Source organism: Flagellimonas chongwuensis, assembly GCF_013376415.1.
GTDB classification, from domain to species: Bacteria; Bacteroidota; Bacteroidia; order Flavobacteriales; family Flavobacteriaceae; genus Flagellimonas; species Flagellimonas chongwuensis.
Map to the genome: position 1 here is coordinate 243,535 of NZ_WYET01000007.1, position 21,147 is coordinate 264,681.

The window sequence follows — 21,147 nt, forward strand, 5'->3', positions numbered from 1 at the left end:
GATTAGGTAAAACCTATAAAAAAGGGCCGGAAAACAACGAGTGTTCTCCAGCCCAGCGCTTGCCCTCTATTATAGGGGAACTCTATCTTCTGTGAGATAAAAAATAGAGTATTTGAACGGCAAGCAAAACCAACATCACCAAAATCTGTAGCTGCACCACTAGGGCCAGACTACTATGAAAAAACACAATCAAAACTATCTGTGACACGCCCAAGATTGCTGAAAACCAAATGGGCCTGTATTGATCTAAAGACAAAAAGTAATACGTGAAGATATTTGCGACTGCAAACAGAGAGGTCGCCAAGGCATATTGCCAAAGCAACGAGGCCATGGACAAATAGGCATCTCCAAAAAGCAGGGTAATGATCAATTCAGGGAACGTCGCACAAACCACTACGATGACCGAGGACAACAGTCCAATATATCCCACATATTTAAAAAGGATATGTCCTGTAGGCTTTCCTTCTTTTTTGAGTCGGACCACGGTAGGCAACAACAACATCACAAACATCCAGGCCACAAAATAGACCACCCGGCCAATCAGGGCCAAGGAAGCATATAGCCCGGCTTCTTGTGCTTGAAAAAAGTGCTTTACCAAAATAATATCACTATTGTTGATGATAATCTGGGTAAGCTCGTAACAAGCCGTAATCAACATAAAGGTGCGTACTTTACCCCATTCCAAATCCGGCGAAGTAGTTCTGGCAACGTTAAATCGCAACTTTTTAAAAGGAAAAAGGCCCAAAGCCAAGGAACCCAGGATTCCAAAGGATACCAACACTCCAAAATGATCTCGAACAATCAAAAAGGCCAAAAGCGTGATGAGCAACCTGCCCCACATTTCGGATTGATAGGAAATAGAAAGTTTAGCAAACGATTCCTCACCTTGGTATTGTCCTCGATTTACGCTCATTACAAAGTAAAGTGGCACTCCTATTCCAAAAATTTGGAACATCAGAGGATTTTCCGTTTGTAATATATTTTGCAGAAAAGGTGCGGCAAAAAATACTGCAGCTCCCAAAACACAACCAATCACGAGGGCTAAAACACCGATACGGTTTCTAAATGATTCCCATTGCTCTTGCGGCAGCGCCGCTACGAACTTGGCCGTTACCAATTGAAAGGTCATCCCTAAAAAGGAAAGGACCAACAATAAAGTAACCAATAGGGCGGCATCCGCAAATGCCTCTGGACCCAAAATACGTCCCAAAAGCAAATTATAGATGTAATTCCCCCCATTTACCAATAGGGCACTCAACATAAAGAGCTGCTGAGGGGAAACTCTTTTTTTAACTACACTAAACACGGTCATGGCTCAGAATGTTTGAGGTTTTTGTTTGACTCATTACCGAAAGTATATTGGCATTCTCCTGTCCAATAATGGTAAAATGAGCTTTGATTTTCATTGCTCTTTTATGCATCTGTTGCAACATATGAGCAGCTGTTTCATCAAGCTGTCCAACGCGTCCCAAATTCAACACTACCTTATTTTTTGTATTGATGAACCGACTCATGTGTCGTTCTAGAATGATGATGTTGCTGCTGTACAAGTTGCCATGAACCGAGAACATCCCTGCGCATTCTGTAATTTGTAAAGCCATGATTTTTAGTTTTATAGGTTAAGATTATTTGACTTGTTGCAGCAAATATCCAATGGTTTGACGTCTTAAATTGGTGGGTATAGATGGATGGCGGATTACTGTAGATGAATGGAATACTTCGCCCTTCGGTTGCGGAGGAGGTCGATTTAACTTTACATCATCGAAAAAACCTTAAAAGCTTAACCTATGAAACGCTTTATCAACATCATCATTTTAGGGATTGCCGCCAACGGAGTTTTTGCCCAGTCGCCCATGGATGAGGGGTTCCAACTTTTGGAGAAAGGAGATTTTTCCAAAGCTGAAATCTTCTTTGACGATTTCCTTAAAGACCATCCAGACAATAAGACAGCACAAATCTGCTACGGTCGTGCAGTAGGTCTTAACGGGAACCCGAACAAAGCGAACACCTTATTTAATGTTTTGATGACGCAGCACCCAGACGATTATGAGGTTCGTATCAATTACTATGAATCCTTTTTATGGGGAAAACAATATAAGGCAGCCGAAAAATTGTATGCGGGCCTTGTTGAGGATTACCCAAACAAGTTCGGTGCGATATTAGGGTACGCCAATACATTGAGTAATCTTCAAAAATATGATGAGGCTTTGACTTGGATTGAGAAAGCCTTGTTGCTTCAACCTGGGAATCCAAGCGCCCTGATTTCCAAAAAATATATGAACCTTGGTTTGGCCAACACTTTGGTACAGACTCAAGATTATGATGGGGCCAAAATCAAATTGAAAACCATTTTCAATGATTTTGAAAACGACAGGGAAACTTTACTGAACTTGGCCAATGTGTTTTTGATCACCAAAGAAGTCGATAGTGCCAAAGCGACCTATCGCAGATTGGCCATAAATGCCAAGGACTCCATTGTGGCATTGAACGGAATCGCATTGGCAGAACATATTGGGGAAAAGGACAAAGAGGCCCTCAAAGTTTCCGTTTTGGCTAAAAACAAAGTTTCCTCAATTTCAGATAGCGAACTTAGAGAGAAAACTTACGAACGGTATGCGCAAGCCCTCATCTGGAACCGCAAGTTTGTAACCGCAAAAAAGTACATCAATAGTCTTTCCTCTCAATATGGAGATAGAAATTGGGTCTTGGCCTTAAGGGCCACCTTGGGAATGTACACGGGGAACATAAAAAAGAGTCTAGCACATTATAATGCAATCTTAGCTTCGGACAGCACTTCTTTTGATGGAAATCTGGGCAAGGCCAATGCACTTTTGGCATTGGGCCGTATAGATGAAGCCTATGCAGCTACATACAAGACCTTGGATATTTTTGAAAATCAAAAAGATGCACAAGGGCTTATTGAAAAAATCAATGGGCAATACAGTCCGTATGTGCAAGAAACGGCGTCCTATAGTTTTGATAACGGGAATAACTTGGCCTATGCCACCAACACCACTGTGAACTTGCCGGTATCCGCCAAGTTTCAATCTTCCGTAAATTACCAATATCGTTTAACGGAAAATGCGGCAACTTCAGCGAAGGCAAACACACATACAGCCACGGTTGGACTTACTTATGCTTTGATTCCAAAACTAAAGGTAGTTGGTGTAGCTGGTATGAACAATGCACAATTCGACGGAAACGCATATACCCAACCTATTTTGAACGCCAAGTTGGTCACAGAACCGTATCGCTTGCAAAATTTAGAATTGGGCTATCAGCGAGAGGTACAAAACTTTAATACGGATTTGATTGAGCGTGAAATTGTGATGCAACACTATGGACTCAACTATAATTTGGGTTCCAATGTCGGTTTGGGCTGGTATACGCAACTCATCCATACCCAACAGAGCGATGACAACCAACGCGACCTCTTGTTTACCTCTTTGTACTATACGGCATTGCGAAAGCCCACATTAAAGTTTGGACTCAATTACCAATATTTGAGTTTTGCCGAGCAAGTATCTACCATTTATTTTAGTCCGGAGAAATACCAGGCCGGAGAGATTTTCGCTGAACTGGGCGGTAAGTTTGCTTCAAATTCTACCTACCGTATCAATGCGGCTACGGGACTACAACAGGTAGAAGATGGCGACATGACCTCCATATTTCGAGTGGAAATGAACGTGAAACATCAATTCTCCAAAAGATTAAGCGGTGGTTTTTATGGCAAGTACAGCAATATTGCTTCGGCCACAGCTGCTGGCTTCCAGTTTACCGAAATAGGCCTTCAGCTGAAATGGTCGTTAAAAAAACAACCGTTTTTCTTTGATAAGGTCGCAAGCAGATAAATCAATTTTAGCAATACAATAAAAGCCTGATCAAAATGAATCAGGCTTTTTACATTTGTACCCCAATAAAGGAAAAGCTATGCTTCAATGCTGTTTCACCCACGCTGTTTTATCACCTTGCTCCATGATACATTTAACAACTTTTCCATCAGAATCCTTAACAAATTCAATAGTTGCTAGAGGTTTTACAATGTCGACTACGAAAGTAGTACCGTTCAAAGAGGTTAGGTTTGATTTCCATTTACCTTTTTCTTCTAGGAGCAACTTGTTCCTTTTTAAACGTACCTCAATCGCTCTATTCCCTTTTATATAAGTTCCGGCATATTTTCTCAAGTCAATATCATTGAGCTCTACAGTGGTTGAAACTGTTAAGGTCTCAAAACCAGGCCACTCGTATACCAACCCTACGCTTCTAATGATTTCTTCAATAATCTCCGTATTTGTGCCATTGGACATAACGACAACCCCATTTCCATTATCAGCGCTAAAGATGAATTTGCCCCTAAATCCCCTATTGGCACCGGAATGCTGCAGATACAATGTTTCATTTTTTATTTCACGAAAAAGGCCTAGTGCCGAAATGCTTCCCTCAAGTGTTGGTTCTATTATCTCAGTCGCCGAATCCTTTGCTAGTATTTTACCATTACCAGAAGAGAGGCACATTTGAAAATCGATGATCAACCTTCCTAAATCAGTTGGCGTTGTCCATAAGCCCGCTGCTGCCGACTCTGGATAGATATTGTAATTATTACTCAAAAGTTTACCTCTTTCAGAATGAGCAAAAGCCAATTCTTCAGGATATTTATCCAATTCTATCGAGTAAAAGGATTGGTCCATTCCCAAAGGAGTGAATACGTTTTCATTTACAAAGCGCTCATAGGCAACTTTGGAATTATCCGAAATGATAAGTTGGGATATAGTGACACCTCCCCCTGAGTATTTGAATTCGCTATTCGCTGGTAAAATCTGTACAACTTTTTCAGAATTCGATGGCTTTATACCATTCAAAATTTGAACAATGCTTGGAAGATGCTCCGAGTTCCAGTATCCTCTAAAACCATGAACGGATAACCCTGCTGTATGGTTCAACAGTTGACGTAAAGTAATTGGCTCTTCACCAAAGTCTATATTATATGGGAATTTCCAAGATGTCAAATACTGATTGATATCCTTATCCAAATCAATTTTATTTAATTCCTTCAGCCTCATCATTGCCACTGCATTAACGAACTTACTCATAGAAGCGGCTTGAAAAACTGTCTGTTCAGTAATATCTGGTTTTATTGGGTTACCAGTTTCTCCATATCCTTTGGCCCATTCAATTATATAGTCATGAATTACAGCAATGCTAAGTCCCTTCGTGTTGTATTTGTGCATTCGGTCCTTAAGCTTCCATAGAGATTGGTCTTTTCTAAGGACTAAGGGGGCAAGGCTATTTTCAACCTGTTCAATTCTTTGATCAATAGTTGTATTGGTCTGAGAATATGAGATGACACTCGTATTGGCAATCGAGAAGATGACAAGCAGCTGCTTTTTTATTGTCATGGTTTGGTATTTGGTTTCCAATATCAAAGATTGTTCCAATTTACAGGTATTTAATTCGAACAGTATGCTCTATTTCAGATTTATACATAAAAAACTCCCCTTAAAAGGGGAGCCTTCATCAAAAAAACAACAACCTATAAAAACCACAATTACTGTCGTATTATTTTCCCACTATACGTCTTATTATGGACCACATCGCCAATGCGGTAGAGGTACATGCCCTTGGGCAGATGGCCCAGCTCCAAACGAATGCTGTTCTCGTAACCTGTTGGAGCTTGGGTATCTGCATAAACCACCTGACCGCTTAAGTTGACCACACGCACGTATACTTCATCTGTTTTTTCAGGAATGGAAATGTCGGTGTAATTAACAAAAGGGTTAGGGTAACTTTTGAGGGTCAAAACTGTATCCACTTCATCAAATGTGGTAATTGCCTCTTCATCTGGCTCCAATTCATTTTCTACTATACCAATTTCCTCTTGAGATGGTTGGTCCATGGCCGACTTGGTCAAAGCCACCTTATCCACTTTCAATTCAAAAGGTTGATAATTTTCATAATCGCCCTGTATAGAAATGACTATGCTACGCAATTGATCAAAACCAATGTATTTACCTTCGAATTCTGAAAATGCCAAGCTAATTGTCTTTGCCTCAGTATTGGGTTCCACGGCATAACGTAAACGTTCGGACCAATCGCTCGTAGTATCGGTCACCAAACTTATTTCTACGGGGACATCATTGACAAGGTTGAACTGTAGGTATTGATAATCCCCAATGGGCAATTGAAGGTCTCCAGCCAAAACATTTCTGAATACATTTACTGTTTCCTTCACTTCTCCTTGAACCACAACACCACGTTCCACGGCATGACCGTCAACTTCCCAAGCTTCGTGGGGAGTTACCTCAAAAACCTCCAAGCTATCTACTTGAGCGTTTAAATCAACACCCCATGGACCGTCGGCCAGGTAAATGGCATCGTGCTGATATGAATTTTCCGCGATAATAGACAATCCCATATCGAACAGATGACCTGAATCCACTGTAATCTGCTGCTCCCATTCCCCGCTTAAATCGATGTATTTATTTAAATTTTGAAGCGTTTGCTGTTCGGTCGTTTTATAATTTCCATCTAGCAACAGCCAGCTCGCGTTGCTCTTATTAATGATATTCAAATGCAATTTTCCGTTTTGATAATATCCATTTTGGATAAAGACAGTAGGAAGAACATTATCAACATTATTGATTTGCAAAGGGCCTTCTTGCTCGAGATTCATAAGGATTTCATTGACCACCGTACTCACCTGCCCCATACTGTTTCCCCAAACCTGAAAATTCATATAATCGCCTGCGGGGTATTCATCCAAGTTCCAACGACTATACAGGCTGCGTTGGGAGCCTTCTTCGCGTACCGAAAATACAACTGCGTACTCCACATTGCCATTGGCCCTTTCCAGTTCGGAATACACTAATCTATGACCATGCAATTGAATGGTCCGTAAATCTTTCAATTTGGAATCATTGAGCCTATCGCAAATGGTCTTGGTGTGATTGTACACCTCACCCTTTGTATTCAAAGCCAAAGCGGCAGAGACCCTATCGCCATCTTGGTAATAATCTATTCCGAATACCTCATCGGCATTGGTAATGTTGAGCAAATCCTCTGGACTTGAAACATAAGACGTTTCTGTGCCAAACATTCCAATGCTGGGAAAATAACCATCCAAATTACCCGATTTGGCCATAAGGGACTTGTAGGTCTTTTTATCGTACTTGCTTTGCAAGGCACGCTTATTCTTAAAAGTATTAGCCTTGTTTCGGTCAAAATTTCGCTTTGCGATCAAGCTAGCGAGGTCACCGTTGCTTTCCAGCCCCCCATCGTTCCCAGAAGTTACGGGAGCGTGGTCGGTAATTTTATTATAATTGGTTGTTTTTACCGCTGTGTAAGGACTTGCGGTTATGTAGAAAAGTGCATCATTAAAATCATTATCACAACTCGCGTAATCCCTTCGAATGTCCTCAAAACCTAAAATAATTCGCTCGTTGTCCGGGTCGTTCAACAACACATTGTGATACCTCAAAGATTCTTCTGCTTCAGGATTAAAATCAGGATTGGAGAACAGTTGCCAATGACCTGAAGTTACATATCCCTTCCATCCATTGGCCAATAAAACCCATCCAATACCCGTTCCTGCCTTGAAATCACCTATTTTCACTCGGTGTCCGGTCTCCAAACTTCCACCGCTGTACAAAGCGGATACGTTTGGAAAAATTATGGTAATGTCCTCTTGTTGGGGTGTTCCTGTTAAAGGTTGGTCGGTTTGATAGGTATAATAGCCCAATACGTTTTTGTAACCTGCACCTTCAGCCACAAAGGTGACCCAGACTTCTGCATCTTCCACTAATATAACATCAGTATCATAGCCGGAAGTAATATATTGAGGATTGTAATCGGGCACTGGATATCCTTCCGGCAATGCATTGTTGATCATATCCAAGGTTTCCTGTGATACATCGTCCTTACCATCCAGGTATAGTGGGGTTCCATCAGATGTATAGTCTCCCAAAAACTTATAATTATACTCTTGGGCACTTGCCCAGGAAAAAGTAAGCATGGTTGCCAATAGAAGTAATAATTGTTTCATAATTGTAGGTTTAGAATATGGTTCAAAATTGCTGATTTCCTGCTCCAAAAATGGAGTAGCTTCGGTGAATCAAAATTTTCTATAGACGGATGGATATTAGAAAAGGACAAGCATAAAAAAACACCCCGAAAGGTGTTTCGTATCATATCCAATAACTATTTGCAATTACATCAATCCATAATGATGAACTGTTCCTATAACAACTATATAAAGAACACCTAGGTGTAAGAATATCAATGTTTTAAGAACCAATTTAAACACATCACCTGTTTCATGGTATAAGTTTTATGATTAACACTGGCACAAAACTAGCTCTCTTTGCCTTAGTGAATTTAGATGAAACGGTGAGCGAAAAAAAGTGTAGATAAGCTAAAAGATTGTTGTGTTGAATTTTTAAAGAAGGTTCAACCTTCGCATTAATTCCGGTCTATTGGACCTGCTGATCGGGACAACGCTCTTTTCGATCAATACGCTATTATCCTCAATATCAATAATTTTATTAAAGTTGATCACAAAAGACCTATGAATCTGTAAAAACTTGTCGTCAGGGAGTTTGTCCAAAATTTTCTTCAAGGTGGTGTGTACCAAATAATCCTTGGATTGTGTTTTGATATTGATATAATCTCCCTTGGCTTCAATAAGCAATATCTCGGTATATTTTAGTTTGATGAGCCTGCGGTCTATATTTATATAGAGATCTTCTCCCGAGGCATTCTCTTGGTCGGTAGGAAATCCGCTAGAAGTTTTTGAACCAGATGACTTGCCTTTTAAGACTTTCTGTACACATTTATCAAATCTTTCTTGAGTGATGGGCTTAACCAAATAATCCACGATCGCTTCGTATTCATATGATGCGATGGCAAATTCCGTATCGGAAGTGGTCATTACAATTTTGGGTGGGTTTTTGAGTGTTTGAATAAAATCAATCCCCGTAAATCCAGGCATATGGATGTCCAAGAAAATAAGGTCCACTTTATATTCGTTCAAAAATTTGATGGCCTCTATGGCACTATCAAATTCCTCCATAACATTCAATTCAGGAGCCTTGGAGCATAATTGAGACACTATTGCTCTGGCTGCCGCTTCGTCATCAACTATAATACAATTCATTTTTAAATGGTTTTTAGGTATTGTTCCACTGTTTCCAGGACCGACAAAAATTCTTGTTTTAAGGAATGCTCACCATTTCGCAGTTCGTTTTCGTGCTGAACGGCCAAAGTGTAAGCATTTTGTATACCTAGAACGTTGAGTTTGTGCTTTATCTTGTGTACGAGCTCGGACGCTCCCCTAAATAAAGAACTTTCCATCGCTGTTAGGTACTCATTTTTTTCCGCAGGAAACTCCTCCTTTAAGATACCAATGAATTTTTGGCGAAAAGCTTCATCACCATCAGCTAGATTGTCAATGTAAGTTAGGTTTGGAGTCTCTTTCATTGTTCTTGTTTTTTTAGTGTAAAATGAAATGTAGTGCCCAATCCTTCTAAACTTTCCACCCAAACCTTACCCCCGTATAGCCCTACAATTTTTTTTACCAATGCCAAACCGATACCCGTGGCCATTTCATCATTTTCTAGTTTGTTGAACATTTCAAATATGTCCGTTTGGTGTTCCTCCGGGATTCCCTTTCCATTGTCCGCTACGGCAAAATACCAGTTATCACCCTTATCCTTGAAATCGATTCGAACTGTTCCCTTCTTTTTGTTTTCCAATGCCTTTACTGCGTTGGTCATCAAGTTCATGAACAATTGTTCAATTTTATATTTATCAAAACAAAGCTTTGGAAGGTTTTCTTGAAATTGGAAAGAAACGTTGTTAGGTACAAAAATGTTTTGTTGAATATCGCCTAAAAGCTCTTCCAAATTGAATTCTACATTTGATGAGTTTTTGTTTCCAAGTGTGGCATGCTTTAAGATTCCCGTTATGAGCTTGTCCATTTTCTCCAAATTTTGAAGAGCAAGGGAAAGGTTTTGTTGACTCTGCTCAGAAAGTGTATCCCTTTCATCCTCCTCGATCCAGGCAATCAAGGCACTAATATTCCTAATGGGCGACTTTAAATCGTGGGATACAACATGTGCGTAACTGTTCAAGGATTCATTCTGACGGGCCAAATCCTTTAAAAGGCCATCCTTCTCTATTCCCATTTCGGATGCACGCTGAGCCAACTCCTTAATCTGTCTGGCCAACTTTTCCGCATCAAAGTTCTCGTCTACGATATTCTTTGTGACCTCTTGGGTCTCAAAGTTTGATTGCAATGCGGTCAATGCATTTTCCAATGAATTGAGCACTTTTTTTTGCCGGGCGGCCTCTTTTTCCAATTCCCGATTGGCGTCATAAAGTTCGTCGGAACTAATTGCCGTGGCCCTTTGAAGCATGGACAATTTTTCATCATAATGCTCGTAAGACTTTCCTATTGCCTCAAAAAGTTCTTCCAGAGAGCTTTCATTACATAAGGCTTCGGGCAAGTATTTGTTGAGCTGTCTTTTGAGCAGGCTGTGCATTATTCGCTAAATAAAGTTAGTGTCATAGTTTGATTGTGGAGCTTGCAAGAGCGATGACCCGCAAAAGGTGCCATTTCACCGTAAGAATAAAACCCTGATATGGGAACATGCTTACCTACAATCTGGCTCACTTCCTCTATTTCTTCCTCGGTACGCTGGTCCATTACCAGTTTTCGGCCCACACAACTGATCAGAATGGCCAATTGCGACTCGGTATTGCGACCTTGAACTGCGAGTTTCGCTGCTGACCGTGCACCGCTGGCAATATCGTCCACAGTGGCCATCATCAATTGTACTTTAGATCCTTGCGGTACATCTCCGGCCAAAATCATTGCGTTCCTTTCTTCATCTATGTTTAATATGGTTCTTACAATGGCGGCACCTCCATCCGTTCTTACACTTAAGGGATATAAAAGTGCCGATTTTGGCAATTCGCTGGCCTTGTCGCCCAAATAACGTTTGTAAAGGTCAAGAGCAGGTTTGCCGTCGAGTTCGAACAGAATATTGTTTCTTGATTTTGTTATCATCCGTTCTGGACCAAACGGTATCCAACCTCCGAAGTTTGCGCAACTGATCTCGAGCGATTCGCCATAGAAACCTATGGCAACAACTTCTCCTTCTTTTGGAGATTGATTATAGGAAGCCAACGTCTTTTCAAAACGGTCACCGTCCCCACAAAGCCCCCCGGACAGTCCAATACTACCGTTACCTCCATATTCCATACCTGTAATAAGGTCGCTCCCATTTACGGTGCTTCCTTCGGATACTACAAAAATGTGCTTTAATTGCTCTTTTGGAAATTCCTTGGAGAGACACCTGCCCAACGCATCATCGTTATGTTGAAATTCGGAAACATTTTTACTCTTTACCATAAAGTGTCCTTTTTCAAACTCAATAGCTGTAAGCACGACTGTACCATCCAAGACCTTCTCCCCCATTATCTCACCGGAGGTTGACCCAAAAACAAGATGGCCGTCGGGAAACAGTTCCCTTACTTCTTGAAACAACCCCTCGTCCTGAAGCATAAATCTATTGCCAAAGACCAAAACCAATGGTTCTTTTAGATCTATCCTTTCCGAGGCAAATTCAAATTTGGAATTAGATAACTTTTTGGCTTGCAATATCTTCATGTAGATTGGAATTTAATGTTTGTTTTTCAAGGGTGAAATAGAAATCGGTTCCTTTACCCTCTTCACTTTCCACCCATACCTCACCATTATAACGATCAATAATCTTTTTTACTATGGATAGGCCTATCCCTGTTGATTTTTTATCGTCTGAAGCAGATTGAAAAATTTCAAATATCTTTTTATGGTATTTTTTAGGAATACCTACACCATTATCCTTAATGCAAAACTCCCAAAAGCCATGTTTATCCTGATAAAGCACTTCGACTTTTCCATTTTCTTTTTCAATATGCACAACTGCATTGGAAATAATATTTTGGAACAATTGATGCATTTTTGTTCTATCGGCAATAATCGTGGGCAATTTTTCAGGGGCAATCACCTTTACGTTTTCAGGAATGTAGATACTTTCCTCAATTTCCGAAACCACATCGTGTAAATCTATTTCTGTATTTTTAAGTTCAGAAGTATTGGCCGTGGAATACGCCAAAATTCCACTGATCAAGTTTTCCATGGATTCAATCTTATCTTGGATTAGCTTGAGGTATTCCTTGCCTGCGTCGTCCAAAGAATCCCCATAATCGTTGCTCAACCAACTTGCCAAGGCCTCAATACTTCTCAAAGGAGACTTTAAATCGTGGGACACTACATAAGCATATTCCTTTAAGCTCTCGTTGCTCTGTTCCAATTTGGACAATAGTTTTTCCTTTTCGAGCTGTAATTTTATGTGTTCGGTAATATCCAAATGGATGCCGATAGAACCGATTGCCCGCTGAGCTTCATCAAAACGCGGTGCGGAGCTCACCAACCAGTGACGCTGTTCGCCTTTCTTGTTAAATACAGCCATTTGATGAGAGTCCTGACCCTTTTTCAGTTGTGCTATGTCCTTATCATCGATTATCTGTTTGTTATTGGCGGTTCTCAATTCATGGACAACACTGCCCACAAGTTCTTTCATTTCAAAACCGCTTATGTTGCAAAAACTTCGGTTTACAGTTTGAATTTGGCCATTTAAATCGACCTCGATCAAACCAAGGTTCATATTTGCAATAATTCCGCTGTACTTGTCTTTTTCAGCCTGTAGGTTTTGTCTAAAGGTTTTGGTGAGTGTAACATCCCGATAGCTCCATAAATGGCCTTTGTAAACGCCATCGTTGAATAGCGGTATGTAATCGCGCTCCAAAATTCTGCCATCTGTCATCTGCAATTCATCAGATAGAACTGTTTCTTGATTTTTCAAAATTTCGGTTATGCGATCAATGAATTGTTCCGGGTCCTTAAAATAGTCCTTGGATTCTTCTGCTGCATTTGCACAGTCCGCGCCGATCATATCCTCTGGATTGGCTTGGATACCGAACATATCACAGAATTTTTTGTTCGTAAGTGCAATTTTTCGGTTTTCATCTTCGAGCAGTACGGCCATTTCGAGGTTTTTTATCAAGGTGGCCAACCTATCCTGAGATTCTTTTAATTGTTCTTGTTGATTTTTAAGCAAACTTTCAACATCTTTTTCCTGAGTAATGTCTCGGATAATACCTTGAGCAGCAATGGGATTGGCTTTACGGTCATAGATAAGGCTGGCATTGATCTGCACATATTTTTGTTGGTTGTCCGGTAAAACAATCTTGGCCCTATAATTTTTTAAAATACCTGTTTCCAGTAAGGATTGGATGGATTCTGCCGTGTATTGAGCAAAATCTGGATGAACGTAACGGGAAAGGTTGACTTCGTTTTTTAAACGATTAAACTTCAAAAATTCTTTGGCGGATTCATTGCTTCGGATAACGTTGAAGTCCAAATCCATTACCACATAAGGATCAATTATATTAAGGAAAGCGGCATTTACTTCATCAGTCCTTTCATTCAATAGATTTTCGAGCAGTACATTGGCCCGTTTTAGGTGTTCTGCCGTATCATAAAGTTCCTTGGACTTATCTTCAAGGATTTTCTCCGCTTGTGCCCTCGCCTTCTTTTGGCGTTCCAGAGCTCTTTTTAACACTTTAACCTCGTTACTCTCCATCTTGCACTACATCAAATTTTACTTCGGTTCCATCGTTTTTCAGCAATTCAAAGGATACCTTGGAAGAGGTGTTGAAGTGTTCGAAACACTTTTCTATTAAACCGTGTGCCAAACGGTAAAGTCCACGGGAAGAAACATATACCATGGAGATGGAGGTATCCGTTTTGTCCAGGATTTTAAAGGTGGGCAACTCTGCATCCGGATATAATTTTTTTACATGTACATGAATATGATCTTCTATAGAGTACAGTAATCCTATGGGGGAAGTATAACTTTTGATCACATCTGGATGGGCTTTTCCCAAACTCACAAAAAGGTAATGACCAAAGGCATACAGTAAATCATCTATGGCTATGTTGGTCCTTTCGCTCAGACTTTGCAACAGAATTACCATTTCATTGAAATCATAAGTTCCAACGGAGGTATAGATTCCTTCAGAGGGCAAGTCTGAAGCTTCAATAATGGCATCCACGGTCTCCAATCCAAACTGATCCTCGACCATTTCCAAAAACTCGGTAAATACTATTCCCTTCATAATCTGGCTTATATGATTCAAAAGTAGGAAAACGTTTACCAAACAGGTAAGTTTTGTTGTGAAATTGCGTTTTTAACTAGGCTTTTACCAGTTCGTTGATGTCCCAGTACTCGATAACCGTTTTTAGCTTGGTCTCGTAATCTTCGTATTTAAGGGGCTTAATAACATATCCTGCAATACCGATTTTGTAGCATTCCAACAAATCGTCCCTATTCTCGGACGTTGTAAGAACGATGGTGGGCAAGTATTTTATTTTATCGTGCTGTTTAAGAATGCCCAAAAATTCTATCCCGTTCATCCGGGGCATATTAAGATCGAGCAAAATTATGTCTGGCAAAGATTTTCCCGACTCCAAATATGCCAAAGCTTCCTCCCCATTTTTGGCTTCTATCAAACTATGCTTGGTTTCCAACTTGGACATTGTGCGTTGGAACTTCATGGTTTCGATGGCGTCGTCCTCGATAAATAAAATGTACATTTTTATCCAATTTTAGCTGATTACAAAAAAAAGAATTTCACATGTGCAAAAATGCAATCCTTAGCCCAAACAAAGTTTAGTGTAGACGAATGGTATTTAAGTGTCGTTGAAAGATAAAAGGTTTTCTTTCTGATAGGGTCAAAAGCTTAATAAAGTGCCTGCCAGATTGATTAACTGAAAAATGATAGTGATTCGTAGAAAATTAGGAATCATTATATAAAACCAGAATATCACATTTTATTCTGCCCTGTATTTACAATCTTGTTCAGACGGTAAACAAAAACATAGTAGGTAAGCAATAAAAACAATATCCAACCGCAGCTTATAACGACCATACCGGTAATTGAGGTATGATAAAGACCAATCAATTGTACATACATACTGGCCATTATAAAGATATATATGCCCCAGTTTATGAATTTCCATTTGCCCAAAATGGGTTTGTGCTGCTTCTTCCTTTGATGTGCTCTTCGCTTTAAGGTAATCCATATACCCGATAGCACTAAAGATGATATCCCCAAGCCCATAAAAAACCATATAATCTTGGTTACCAATCCTCCCCAATATCCGAAATGCAGCGGGTCGGCGATATCATTGACCCACATAGTTTTACTTATTGTTCGAGCATTTTGAACCTCGGTCACTTCATAAGTATATGGATTTACATAAACCCTATTGGCACGCTGCCGAACTAATGGCACATCTGATTTGCCCCTTAGATAAACAGGGCTTTCATAATCAGTAGGTATGTTCATGTCTTCCACCCTTAAATGCGGAATTGCTTTTTGTGCTACATTGACAACCTTATCATAATCAATATCATAAGCGAGGTTCACACTATCCGTGACTGTGTAGTTTTCCAACTTGGGTAGTTTGGGATTGACTTTTGCTCGGACATCGGCAATGTTTGAACGCTCTATAAAATACCATATTCCCGTAATCGAAAACAATATGGAAAACGGAATCGACCATAACCCGATCAATCTATGAAGGCTTCTAAAAAACACTAGCGGCCCTTTTTTTACTTCAAGTACAAACAGTTTTCGCCACCATTTTTTATAGAAGAACAAAGCCGTTAAAAAGGAAATTAAAAGTAGAAAGGCAAAGCTCAACACGATGAAATACCCAAACTGATAAAAAGGCATGAATAAAAAGTAGTGCAGGTCTCTGAAAAAGCGTTGAAAAGTGAGGTTGGCATTCCCTTGAATTTTTCCTGTATATGGATTTGCAAAGACATAGGTCTGTCTGCCGTTGTCCTTCATGTAGATTATGTCGCACAAGTAGGGTTCCTCCGTACGCATCCAATAAGAAACCTGACCATCTGGATATTGCTTTTTAAGGTTGGCGAGAATTGTATTTCTAGAAGCAAACTCCTTTTGTGGCTTTGCCCTTATTTCTGATATAAACAGCCAGTCCAGCTCATGGCCAAGGGTTGCAATAGTACCAGAAAAGCATACTATAAAAAATAGTATGCTCAACTTGGTTCCAATCCAACTGTGGATTTTAAATAGTTTCTTTTTTGATAATTTCAATTCTAAAATGTATATGAGACTGTTGCCATAATATTACGGGGTCTCCCAGGGAAAGCTCTCAAGAAATCATATCCTCCTACCCAATGGGTCTTGTCGAACACATTATTAACGTTCAATTGTATCTGAAATTTATCAACCTGATAATAAACAGCTGTATTGACCAATCCATAGCTTGGAAAAACAGGGATCAACTCCGGGTCCCTTACAATGGAACCGTTTCGTTCCCCCACATAATCATAACCAAGTCCAAAGCCCAGACCGTTAAAATCGCCTCGGTCAATGATATATTTCGTCCAAAAATTGAAGGTATTTCTGGGTGCATTTGGTTTTTGATTGCCAAAAATAGCGATTGTGGATTCATCCGCTTCGGTAAAATATGCATGATTGTAGGCGTAGTTCATAATAACACTCCAATTGGGCATAATCTGTCCATAAACATCAACCTCCACACTTTCCGATTTTTCTTCCCCAACCTGTTGTAATAAATCGGAGTTGCTGGAATCATTGGCATTGTACAAGGCCCCTTTTTGGTTTAGGGTATACACTGCTAAAGTAGCACTCAGCCTTTTGTTGAACCACTCGGATTTTACTCCGGCTTCGAACAATTCACTGGTCAAAGGATCAAAAGGTCCTCCAGCTTCGGGATTATTTACCTCGGTCGCAGTTTGGGGTTGATATCCCTTTACCCAAGTACCATAGAAGTTTACATTTGATGTAGCTTTATAAACCATACCTACTCTCGGTAAAAAAGTGTCCTGCCTTACTTTTTCTTCCGCATTGGTATTGTAATTTAAGTAATCGGTAAAATCATCGTACCGAAGGCCTACCAATAGATTAAACTTTTTGTAGCTGAACTGGTTTTGTAGGTAAATACCATTCCCGGTTTGTTTATATCTATCATAATTTCTAATGGAATAAACGTAATTGCTCATGTCCCTCATGGCATTTCCGTTCGTAGAGGTTAAATCAAAAGGAGCTACATTGGCTACAGGGTTCCCATCGTCATCAAGTACATAATTATCAATATTTACTACATTGAACGAATTGGTCGCGGTTCCATTCTGCAAAAGATAAGCGTTTGCTTCTAATTGCGACCCCCCAGGTTCAAGCTCTTGTTGAAAATAATCGTACCCCACCAAAAGCTTGTTTTTTATGTCACCAAGGTCATAATCAAAATTGAGGTAGTTCGTAAAGTTCTGGTTGTTCCATGATCGCTTACGAATAAACACCCTCATAGCCACTTGGGTAATATCAAAAGAACCATCACCAAGTGCTAAAAAGTTATTGGCGGTTCTATGCTCCAATAGGTCTTCATCATAGGAGGAGTTCAGATAGGTACTGTTAAAACTTATGTTTTCATTGAACTTATGCTGGAACGATAATGTAACATTTAAGTTTTGTTCGTTCAGATAGTCATTTTCTGCGCTTAAAGATGTAGTTATTGGTGTTGAGTAAAGGTCACCGTCTCCAAAAACTGCCTGTCCACGATCCAAACGCCCTTTGTTGTCCTGATAGACCACATCAAAGTTCAAACGAGTCTTTTCGTTTGGAATAAAGGAAAATGAAGGGGCTACAACTATATTCTTGTTGAATTGCAAGTCCCTAAAACCATCCGTATTTTGATACCCGATATTTAAACGATACAGTAGTTTGTTGTCCTTGGTCATCGGTCCTGTAAAGTCGGACAATAATCTAAAAGTGTTGAAGCTGCCCATACTGGCACTAATGGATTGTTTGGTTGTTTCCAAAGGCTTCTTGGTAACTGTGTTTATGGTTCCTCCGGGAGAGGCGTTTCCAAACAAAGCAGATGCTGGACCTTTGATAACTTCAACACGCTCAACGTGTGGAATGATCTGTTGGCTCCAAAAACTGGTCATCATTCGAGAGCCATTTAAAAGTATACTATTGTTTCGTTGTCCTTGAACACGAAAACCCCTCATCGTCAAATCATTATAAAATGAAAACTGGTTAACACCACTAACGTTCTTAACTACATCATTAACCGTAAACGCTGCTTGGTCCAGTATGACTTCTTTTGTCACGTAACTCACTGCCTGTGGCACATCAACGAGTTTGGTGGCTGATTTTGTGGCTACAAAAGAAGTTGTGTTTTTATAGTTTCTTTCCTTTCTACCGATTATCTCAACTCCTTGCAATTGTGTAGTCGATTCACTTAAAGTAAAATTCAGCTCTAAGGCAATTCCTTCCTTTAATATGATTGAGTTTTCAATAGTTTCATAGCCAATATAGGAAGCTTGGGTAATATAGTTGCCCGATGTAATATTATCTATGCTATAAGCACCATTGTCATCTGTAATTGTACCAATATTAGAGTTTAATATAATAACGTTGGCATTCGCAATCGGCACTCCTGTATCGGAGATAACTTTTCCCTGAATGGAAGAATTTTGGCCAAAGGTTATGCTGAATGCTCCCAGCAAAAAGAAATATAGCAAGTAACTTTTATTCATTTTGAATTTATTTATATCTATTCTAAATAATAGGCTGCGAATTTATAGCGAACCATTTTTTGTCGCAACTTTTAATTAGATTAATTTTAAATAAATCTTAGGAAACATCATAAACAACTAATTAATAAGTGTTTAAAAATGTTAAAGTTGGGGGCTTTCCGAAAATAATAATGTAAACGTTTTCCATGCTTATCGGATATGACCTTTGGTTGACCTTCCATAAAACATCACGTTTAATTCATAGCCATACAATTTACCTCAAAGTAATCCATAAAAAGATTGGAAAGTTTGTTTGGCTATGGCTATGTAGTAGGTTTAATATGGGTACTTCATCCAATCTATCGGAAATAAACGAGCCTATCGATATAAGGGGAATCTCCAGTAAATTACTATCTGCTTTTTATTGTGATTCGAAGAGGAGTTATCAAAAAGAGAAGCTTAAATTAAAAGTACTTCCCTGAAAGCATTGATACAACTTCTTCATCAAAATCAGTCATGTTGCAATAAAAACCTTTCACTCCAATTTGCAAATTGTTTGCAAAAAAATAGGCCTCAGAAAGTTAAACTCTCCAAGGCCTTGTTTTTACTTGTGATCGCGGAAGGATTCGAACCTTCGACCGTCTGCTTAGAAGGCCCTACTGATTGATTTTCAATACTTTACATTTATTTTCATTGTTTTGATTTTGAAGTAATTACAACTTTTGGGTTTTTCTTCTTTTTTCATCGATTTTCAATGTTCATCCAATTTGTTGCAGGAATGTTGCAGTCAAAAACATCAATCAAATCAATATATGTAACATTGCAGCTTCTGCAGTTTCTGCAGTTTTCAAATTAGAACATCATTGCATTGCATCAATATAAAGTTCTTTGAAGTATATCAGATGTCTAATCTCATCCTTGGGCAATATCACCTCAATAGTCCTCTCAGGATATTTTGTCTGAGTAACCGAGAACGTTTCTTGCAACACTACTACATCCTCAAAGAGAGTGCTGTAAAGCTTTAACCAATGCTCTGCAGTAACTTTACCCTTCTTTACCTCATCATGGTCTAAAATTGCTTCTATGCAGGTCTGCTCATTATTAAGCATTCTCTCAACGGACCACACACGATGATACAACTCAATGCTGGCACAAGGATTCTCTCGTTGAGGGCAAACACATGGAAAGACATGCATAGATTTATCCGAGTTCCATCTCCTCCATTTAAAGCAAGATGTTATTTCAACAAGTCGATTTATTTCCGTTGTTTTGGCAGCTAGCCATTCTGCAATGTTATCAATCTTGACCACCAATACACTAGCTTCGATTAGAGAAGAGTGAATATGGAAGTGCCAGTATAAGATGTGCCAATACGATGTAGGCATATAGGTTATTTACTCCGAACATCTTGAACATCCAATAAATTTCCGAAATGACAGGGATAAAAAAGGATATTGCTCCACTAATAAATCCCCCTTCTTTAAAAGCAATAACTACTGTCCAGATGTGTGTTATCAACGCAGTGATTGGGAAAATGATAACTACTAGTCCAAAAATAGATATAAGTACCCCATTTCCGAGGTTGTTAAAAATCTTCTTCATGTTTTTCATTTTTATTTATATCATCATATGTAAACTTCCATGATTACTTCAGGCATTTATCAATTGATTGAATAACTGTCGTCAGATATATCATATATGAAGGTCTGATCAATATCAACGGACAAATCACTACTTGAAAAAATGACTTCATCGTTCTTGTCACGTACCTCTACCGTATTAATTTCAGCTTGACTTTCCGGGCTTGTTTGATATTTGAACCCAATCTTATCATAAGAAGTCAAAGTATTGGATTCTATGATGTCCGTATTGGTAGTGGAGTTCACTGTAGCTGAGACCAAGTCTCCATTTTCGCCATCAAAATAATATGTGATCTCCAATGGGTATTGCTCAACTGGACTCCCAAAGCCACTAAAATTTATGGTGTATTCTTGGGCTCTTGGTGGACATGGGTCACATTCTTTGTACTTGGTACTTGTACTTGAATTATCATAAAAATCAGACGTATGAAGAGTATAATCATCTGTGAACTCGATATAACTTTTGAGTGTTGGGTTCTCCTGCCAATTCTCATAGCTCTCATCAGAATCGGGGTAGAATTCAATCAATACATTATCATCAATGATTTCCCAAACACCCTCGTACATGGTTATATCCCCATTGTGGTTGTTCTCATAGATTGCAGTTCCATCCTCATTGTATGTATAACTGTTGCCTGTAAAATCTTCGCTGGTATTCCAAGTACCAACCAACCATTGCTCGGTTTCGCTCAGATCAGATTCGGTCTCATCCTTGCTACATCCTACCATCATTAAAATGGCTATTAATCCTAAAAAAATATGTTTCATAATTTATGTTTACTGTTTGTTAGTTCTTTTGGTTATCATTAATGATTACCAACTAAGAACGG

The 21,147-nt window shown here is 39.4% G+C and carries 16 protein-coding genes; 1 reads left to right on the forward strand and 15 read right to left on the reverse strand.

What is annotated here, in order from left to right:
• Window positions 1-82 precede the first annotated feature (82 nt).
• Window positions 83-1,312 (reverse strand): MATE family efflux transporter, encoded by a 1,230-nt coding sequence (locus GUA46_RS13835; RefSeq protein ID WP_176620977.1) that lies wholly within the window; start codon window positions 1,310-1,312, stop codon window positions 83-85.
• Window positions 1,299-1,601 carry an STAS domain-containing protein gene (locus tag GUA46_RS13840; protein ID WP_176620978.1) on the reverse strand — a complete coding sequence of 101 codons (303 nt, stop codon included), beginning with the start codon at window positions 1,599-1,601 and terminating at the stop codon, window positions 1,299-1,301. Before GUA46_RS13840 ends, GUA46_RS13835 begins: the two co-directional genes overlap by 14 nt.
• A 186-nt stretch (window positions 1,602-1,787) precedes the next feature.
• Here GUA46_RS13840 and GUA46_RS13845 point away from each other — a divergent pair, with 186 nt between their 5' ends.
• Window positions 1,788-3,851, forward strand: a complete 2,064-nt coding sequence (locus GUA46_RS13845) for a tetratricopeptide repeat protein (RefSeq protein ID WP_176620979.1) — start codon at window positions 1,788-1,790, stop codon at window positions 3,849-3,851.
• Window positions 3,852-3,935: 84 nt separating this feature from the next.
• On the opposite strand, the gene GUA46_RS13850 is transcribed toward GUA46_RS13845, so the two are convergent.
• The 13 genes from GUA46_RS13850 to GUA46_RS13910 all read right to left on the reverse strand — a co-directional run bounded on the left by GUA46_RS13850 (window position 3,936) and on the right by GUA46_RS13910 (window position 21,085).
• Window positions 3,936-5,396 carry a serine hydrolase gene (locus tag GUA46_RS13850; RefSeq protein WP_176620980.1) on the reverse strand — a complete coding sequence of 487 codons (1,461 nt, stop codon included), beginning with the start codon at window positions 5,394-5,396 and terminating at the stop codon, window positions 3,936-3,938.
• 149 nt (window positions 5,397-5,545) lie between these two features.
• A complete protein-coding gene (locus tag GUA46_RS13855) occupies window positions 5,546-8,038 on the reverse strand; it encodes a DUF4114 domain-containing protein (RefSeq protein WP_176620981.1) in 2,493 nt (830 codons plus the stop codon).
• 393 nt (window positions 8,039-8,431) lie between these two features.
• Window positions 8,432-9,148, reverse strand: a complete 717-nt coding sequence (locus GUA46_RS13860) for a LytR/AlgR family response regulator transcription factor (RefSeq protein ID WP_176620982.1) — start codon at window positions 9,146-9,148, stop codon at window positions 8,432-8,434.
• Between the two features lie 2 nt (window positions 9,149-9,150).
• Window positions 9,151-9,471, reverse strand: a complete 321-nt coding sequence (locus tag GUA46_RS13865; protein ID WP_108244320.1) for a histidine kinase — start codon at window positions 9,469-9,471, stop codon at window positions 9,151-9,153.
• The gene (locus GUA46_RS13870; protein WP_108244321.1) at window positions 9,468-10,535 is read right to left on the reverse strand and encodes a sensor histidine kinase; all 1,068 of its coding nucleotides are present in this window, start codon (window positions 10,533-10,535) and stop codon (window positions 9,468-9,470) included. The genes GUA46_RS13865 and GUA46_RS13870 overlap by 4 nt, the downstream gene beginning before the upstream one ends.
• Window positions 10,535-11,665 carry an FIST signal transduction protein gene (locus GUA46_RS13875; RefSeq protein ID WP_176620983.1) on the reverse strand — a complete coding sequence of 377 codons (1,131 nt, stop codon included), beginning with the start codon at window positions 11,663-11,665 and terminating at the stop codon, window positions 10,535-10,537. The genes GUA46_RS13870 and GUA46_RS13875 overlap by 1 nt, the downstream gene beginning before the upstream one ends.
• Window positions 11,634-13,682 (reverse strand): PAS domain-containing sensor histidine kinase, encoded by a 2,049-nt coding sequence (locus GUA46_RS13880; RefSeq protein ID WP_176620984.1) that lies wholly within the window; start codon window positions 13,680-13,682, stop codon window positions 11,634-11,636. Before GUA46_RS13880 ends, GUA46_RS13875 begins: the two co-directional genes overlap by 32 nt.
• Window positions 13,672-14,217 (reverse strand): heme NO-binding domain-containing protein, encoded by a 546-nt coding sequence (locus tag GUA46_RS13885; RefSeq protein WP_176620985.1) that lies wholly within the window; start codon window positions 14,215-14,217, stop codon window positions 13,672-13,674. The genes GUA46_RS13880 and GUA46_RS13885 overlap by 11 nt, the downstream gene beginning before the upstream one ends.
• A 76-nt stretch (window positions 14,218-14,293) precedes the next feature.
• Window positions 14,294-14,695: a response regulator gene (locus GUA46_RS13890; protein WP_176620986.1), complete on the reverse strand. Its 402-nt coding sequence runs from the start codon at window positions 14,693-14,695 to the stop codon at window positions 14,294-14,296.
• A 230-nt stretch (window positions 14,696-14,925) separates the two neighbouring features.
• A complete protein-coding gene (locus GUA46_RS13895) occupies window positions 14,926-16,227 on the reverse strand; it encodes a PepSY-associated TM helix domain-containing protein (RefSeq protein WP_176620987.1) in 1,302 nt (433 codons plus the stop codon).
• A 2-nt stretch (window positions 16,228-16,229) separates the two neighbouring features.
• The gene (locus tag GUA46_RS13900; protein WP_176620988.1) at window positions 16,230-18,698 is read right to left on the reverse strand and encodes a TonB-dependent receptor; all 2,469 of its coding nucleotides are present in this window, start codon (window positions 18,696-18,698) and stop codon (window positions 16,230-16,232) included.
• An 839-nt stretch (window positions 18,699-19,537) separates the two neighbouring features.
• Window positions 19,538-20,062, reverse strand: a complete 525-nt coding sequence (locus GUA46_RS13905; protein ID WP_176620989.1) for a hypothetical protein — start codon at window positions 20,060-20,062, stop codon at window positions 19,538-19,540.
• 276 nt (window positions 20,063-20,338) lie between these two features.
• The gene (locus GUA46_RS13910) at window positions 20,339-21,085 is read right to left on the reverse strand and encodes a putative periplasmic lipoprotein (protein WP_176620990.1); all 747 of its coding nucleotides are present in this window, start codon (window positions 21,083-21,085) and stop codon (window positions 20,339-20,341) included.
• Window positions 21,086-21,147 lie beyond the last annotated feature (62 nt).

What these genes read in the sequence shown, in the direction of transcription:
- GUA46_RS13835 (WP_176620977.1), bottom strand. Translation starts at nt 1,312, where the DNA reads ATGACCGTGTTTAGTGTAGTTAAAAAAAGAGTTTCCCCTCAGCAGCTC.
- GUA46_RS13840 (WP_176620978.1), bottom strand. Translation starts at nt 1,601, where the DNA reads ATGGCTTTACAAATTACAGAATGCGCAGGGATGTTCTCGGTTCATGGC.
- GUA46_RS13845 (WP_176620979.1), top strand. Translation starts at nt 1,788, where the DNA reads ATGAAACGCTTTATCAACATCATCATTTTAGGGATTGCCGCCAACGGA.
- GUA46_RS13850 (WP_176620980.1), bottom strand. Translation starts at nt 5,396, where the DNA reads ATGACAATAAAAAAGCAGCTGCTTGTCATCTTCTCGATTGCCAATACG.
- GUA46_RS13855 (WP_176620981.1), bottom strand. Translation starts at nt 8,038, where the DNA reads ATGAAACAATTATTACTTCTATTGGCAACCATGCTTACTTTTTCCTGG.
- GUA46_RS13860 (WP_176620982.1), bottom strand. Translation starts at nt 9,148, where the DNA reads ATGAATTGTATTATAGTTGATGACGAAGCGGCAGCCAGAGCAATAGTG.
- GUA46_RS13865 (WP_108244320.1), bottom strand. Translation starts at nt 9,471, where the DNA reads ATGAAAGAGACTCCAAACCTAACTTACATTGACAATCTAGCTGATGGT.
- GUA46_RS13870 (WP_108244321.1), bottom strand. Translation starts at nt 10,535, where the DNA reads ATGCACAGCCTGCTCAAAAGACAGCTCAACAAATACTTGCCCGAAGCC.
- GUA46_RS13875 (WP_176620983.1), bottom strand. Translation starts at nt 11,665, where the DNA reads ATGAAGATATTGCAAGCCAAAAAGTTATCTAATTCCAAATTTGAATTT.
- GUA46_RS13880 (WP_176620984.1), bottom strand. Translation starts at nt 13,682, where the DNA reads ATGGAGAGTAACGAGGTTAAAGTGTTAAAAAGAGCTCTGGAACGCCAA.
- GUA46_RS13885 (WP_176620985.1), bottom strand. Translation starts at nt 14,217, where the DNA reads ATGAAGGGAATAGTATTTACCGAGTTTTTGGAAATGGTCGAGGATCAG.
- GUA46_RS13890 (WP_176620986.1), bottom strand. Translation starts at nt 14,695, where the DNA reads ATGTACATTTTATTTATCGAGGACGACGCCATCGAAACCATGAAGTTC.
- GUA46_RS13900 (WP_176620988.1), bottom strand. Translation starts at nt 18,698, where the DNA reads ATGAATAAAAGTTACTTGCTATATTTCTTTTTGCTGGGAGCATTCAGC.
- GUA46_RS13905 (WP_176620989.1), bottom strand. Translation starts at nt 20,062, where the DNA reads ATGCCTACATCGTATTGGCACATCTTATACTGGCACTTCCATATTCAC.
- GUA46_RS13910 (WP_176620990.1), bottom strand. Translation starts at nt 21,085, where the DNA reads ATGAAACATATTTTTTTAGGATTAATAGCCATTTTAATGATGGTAGGA.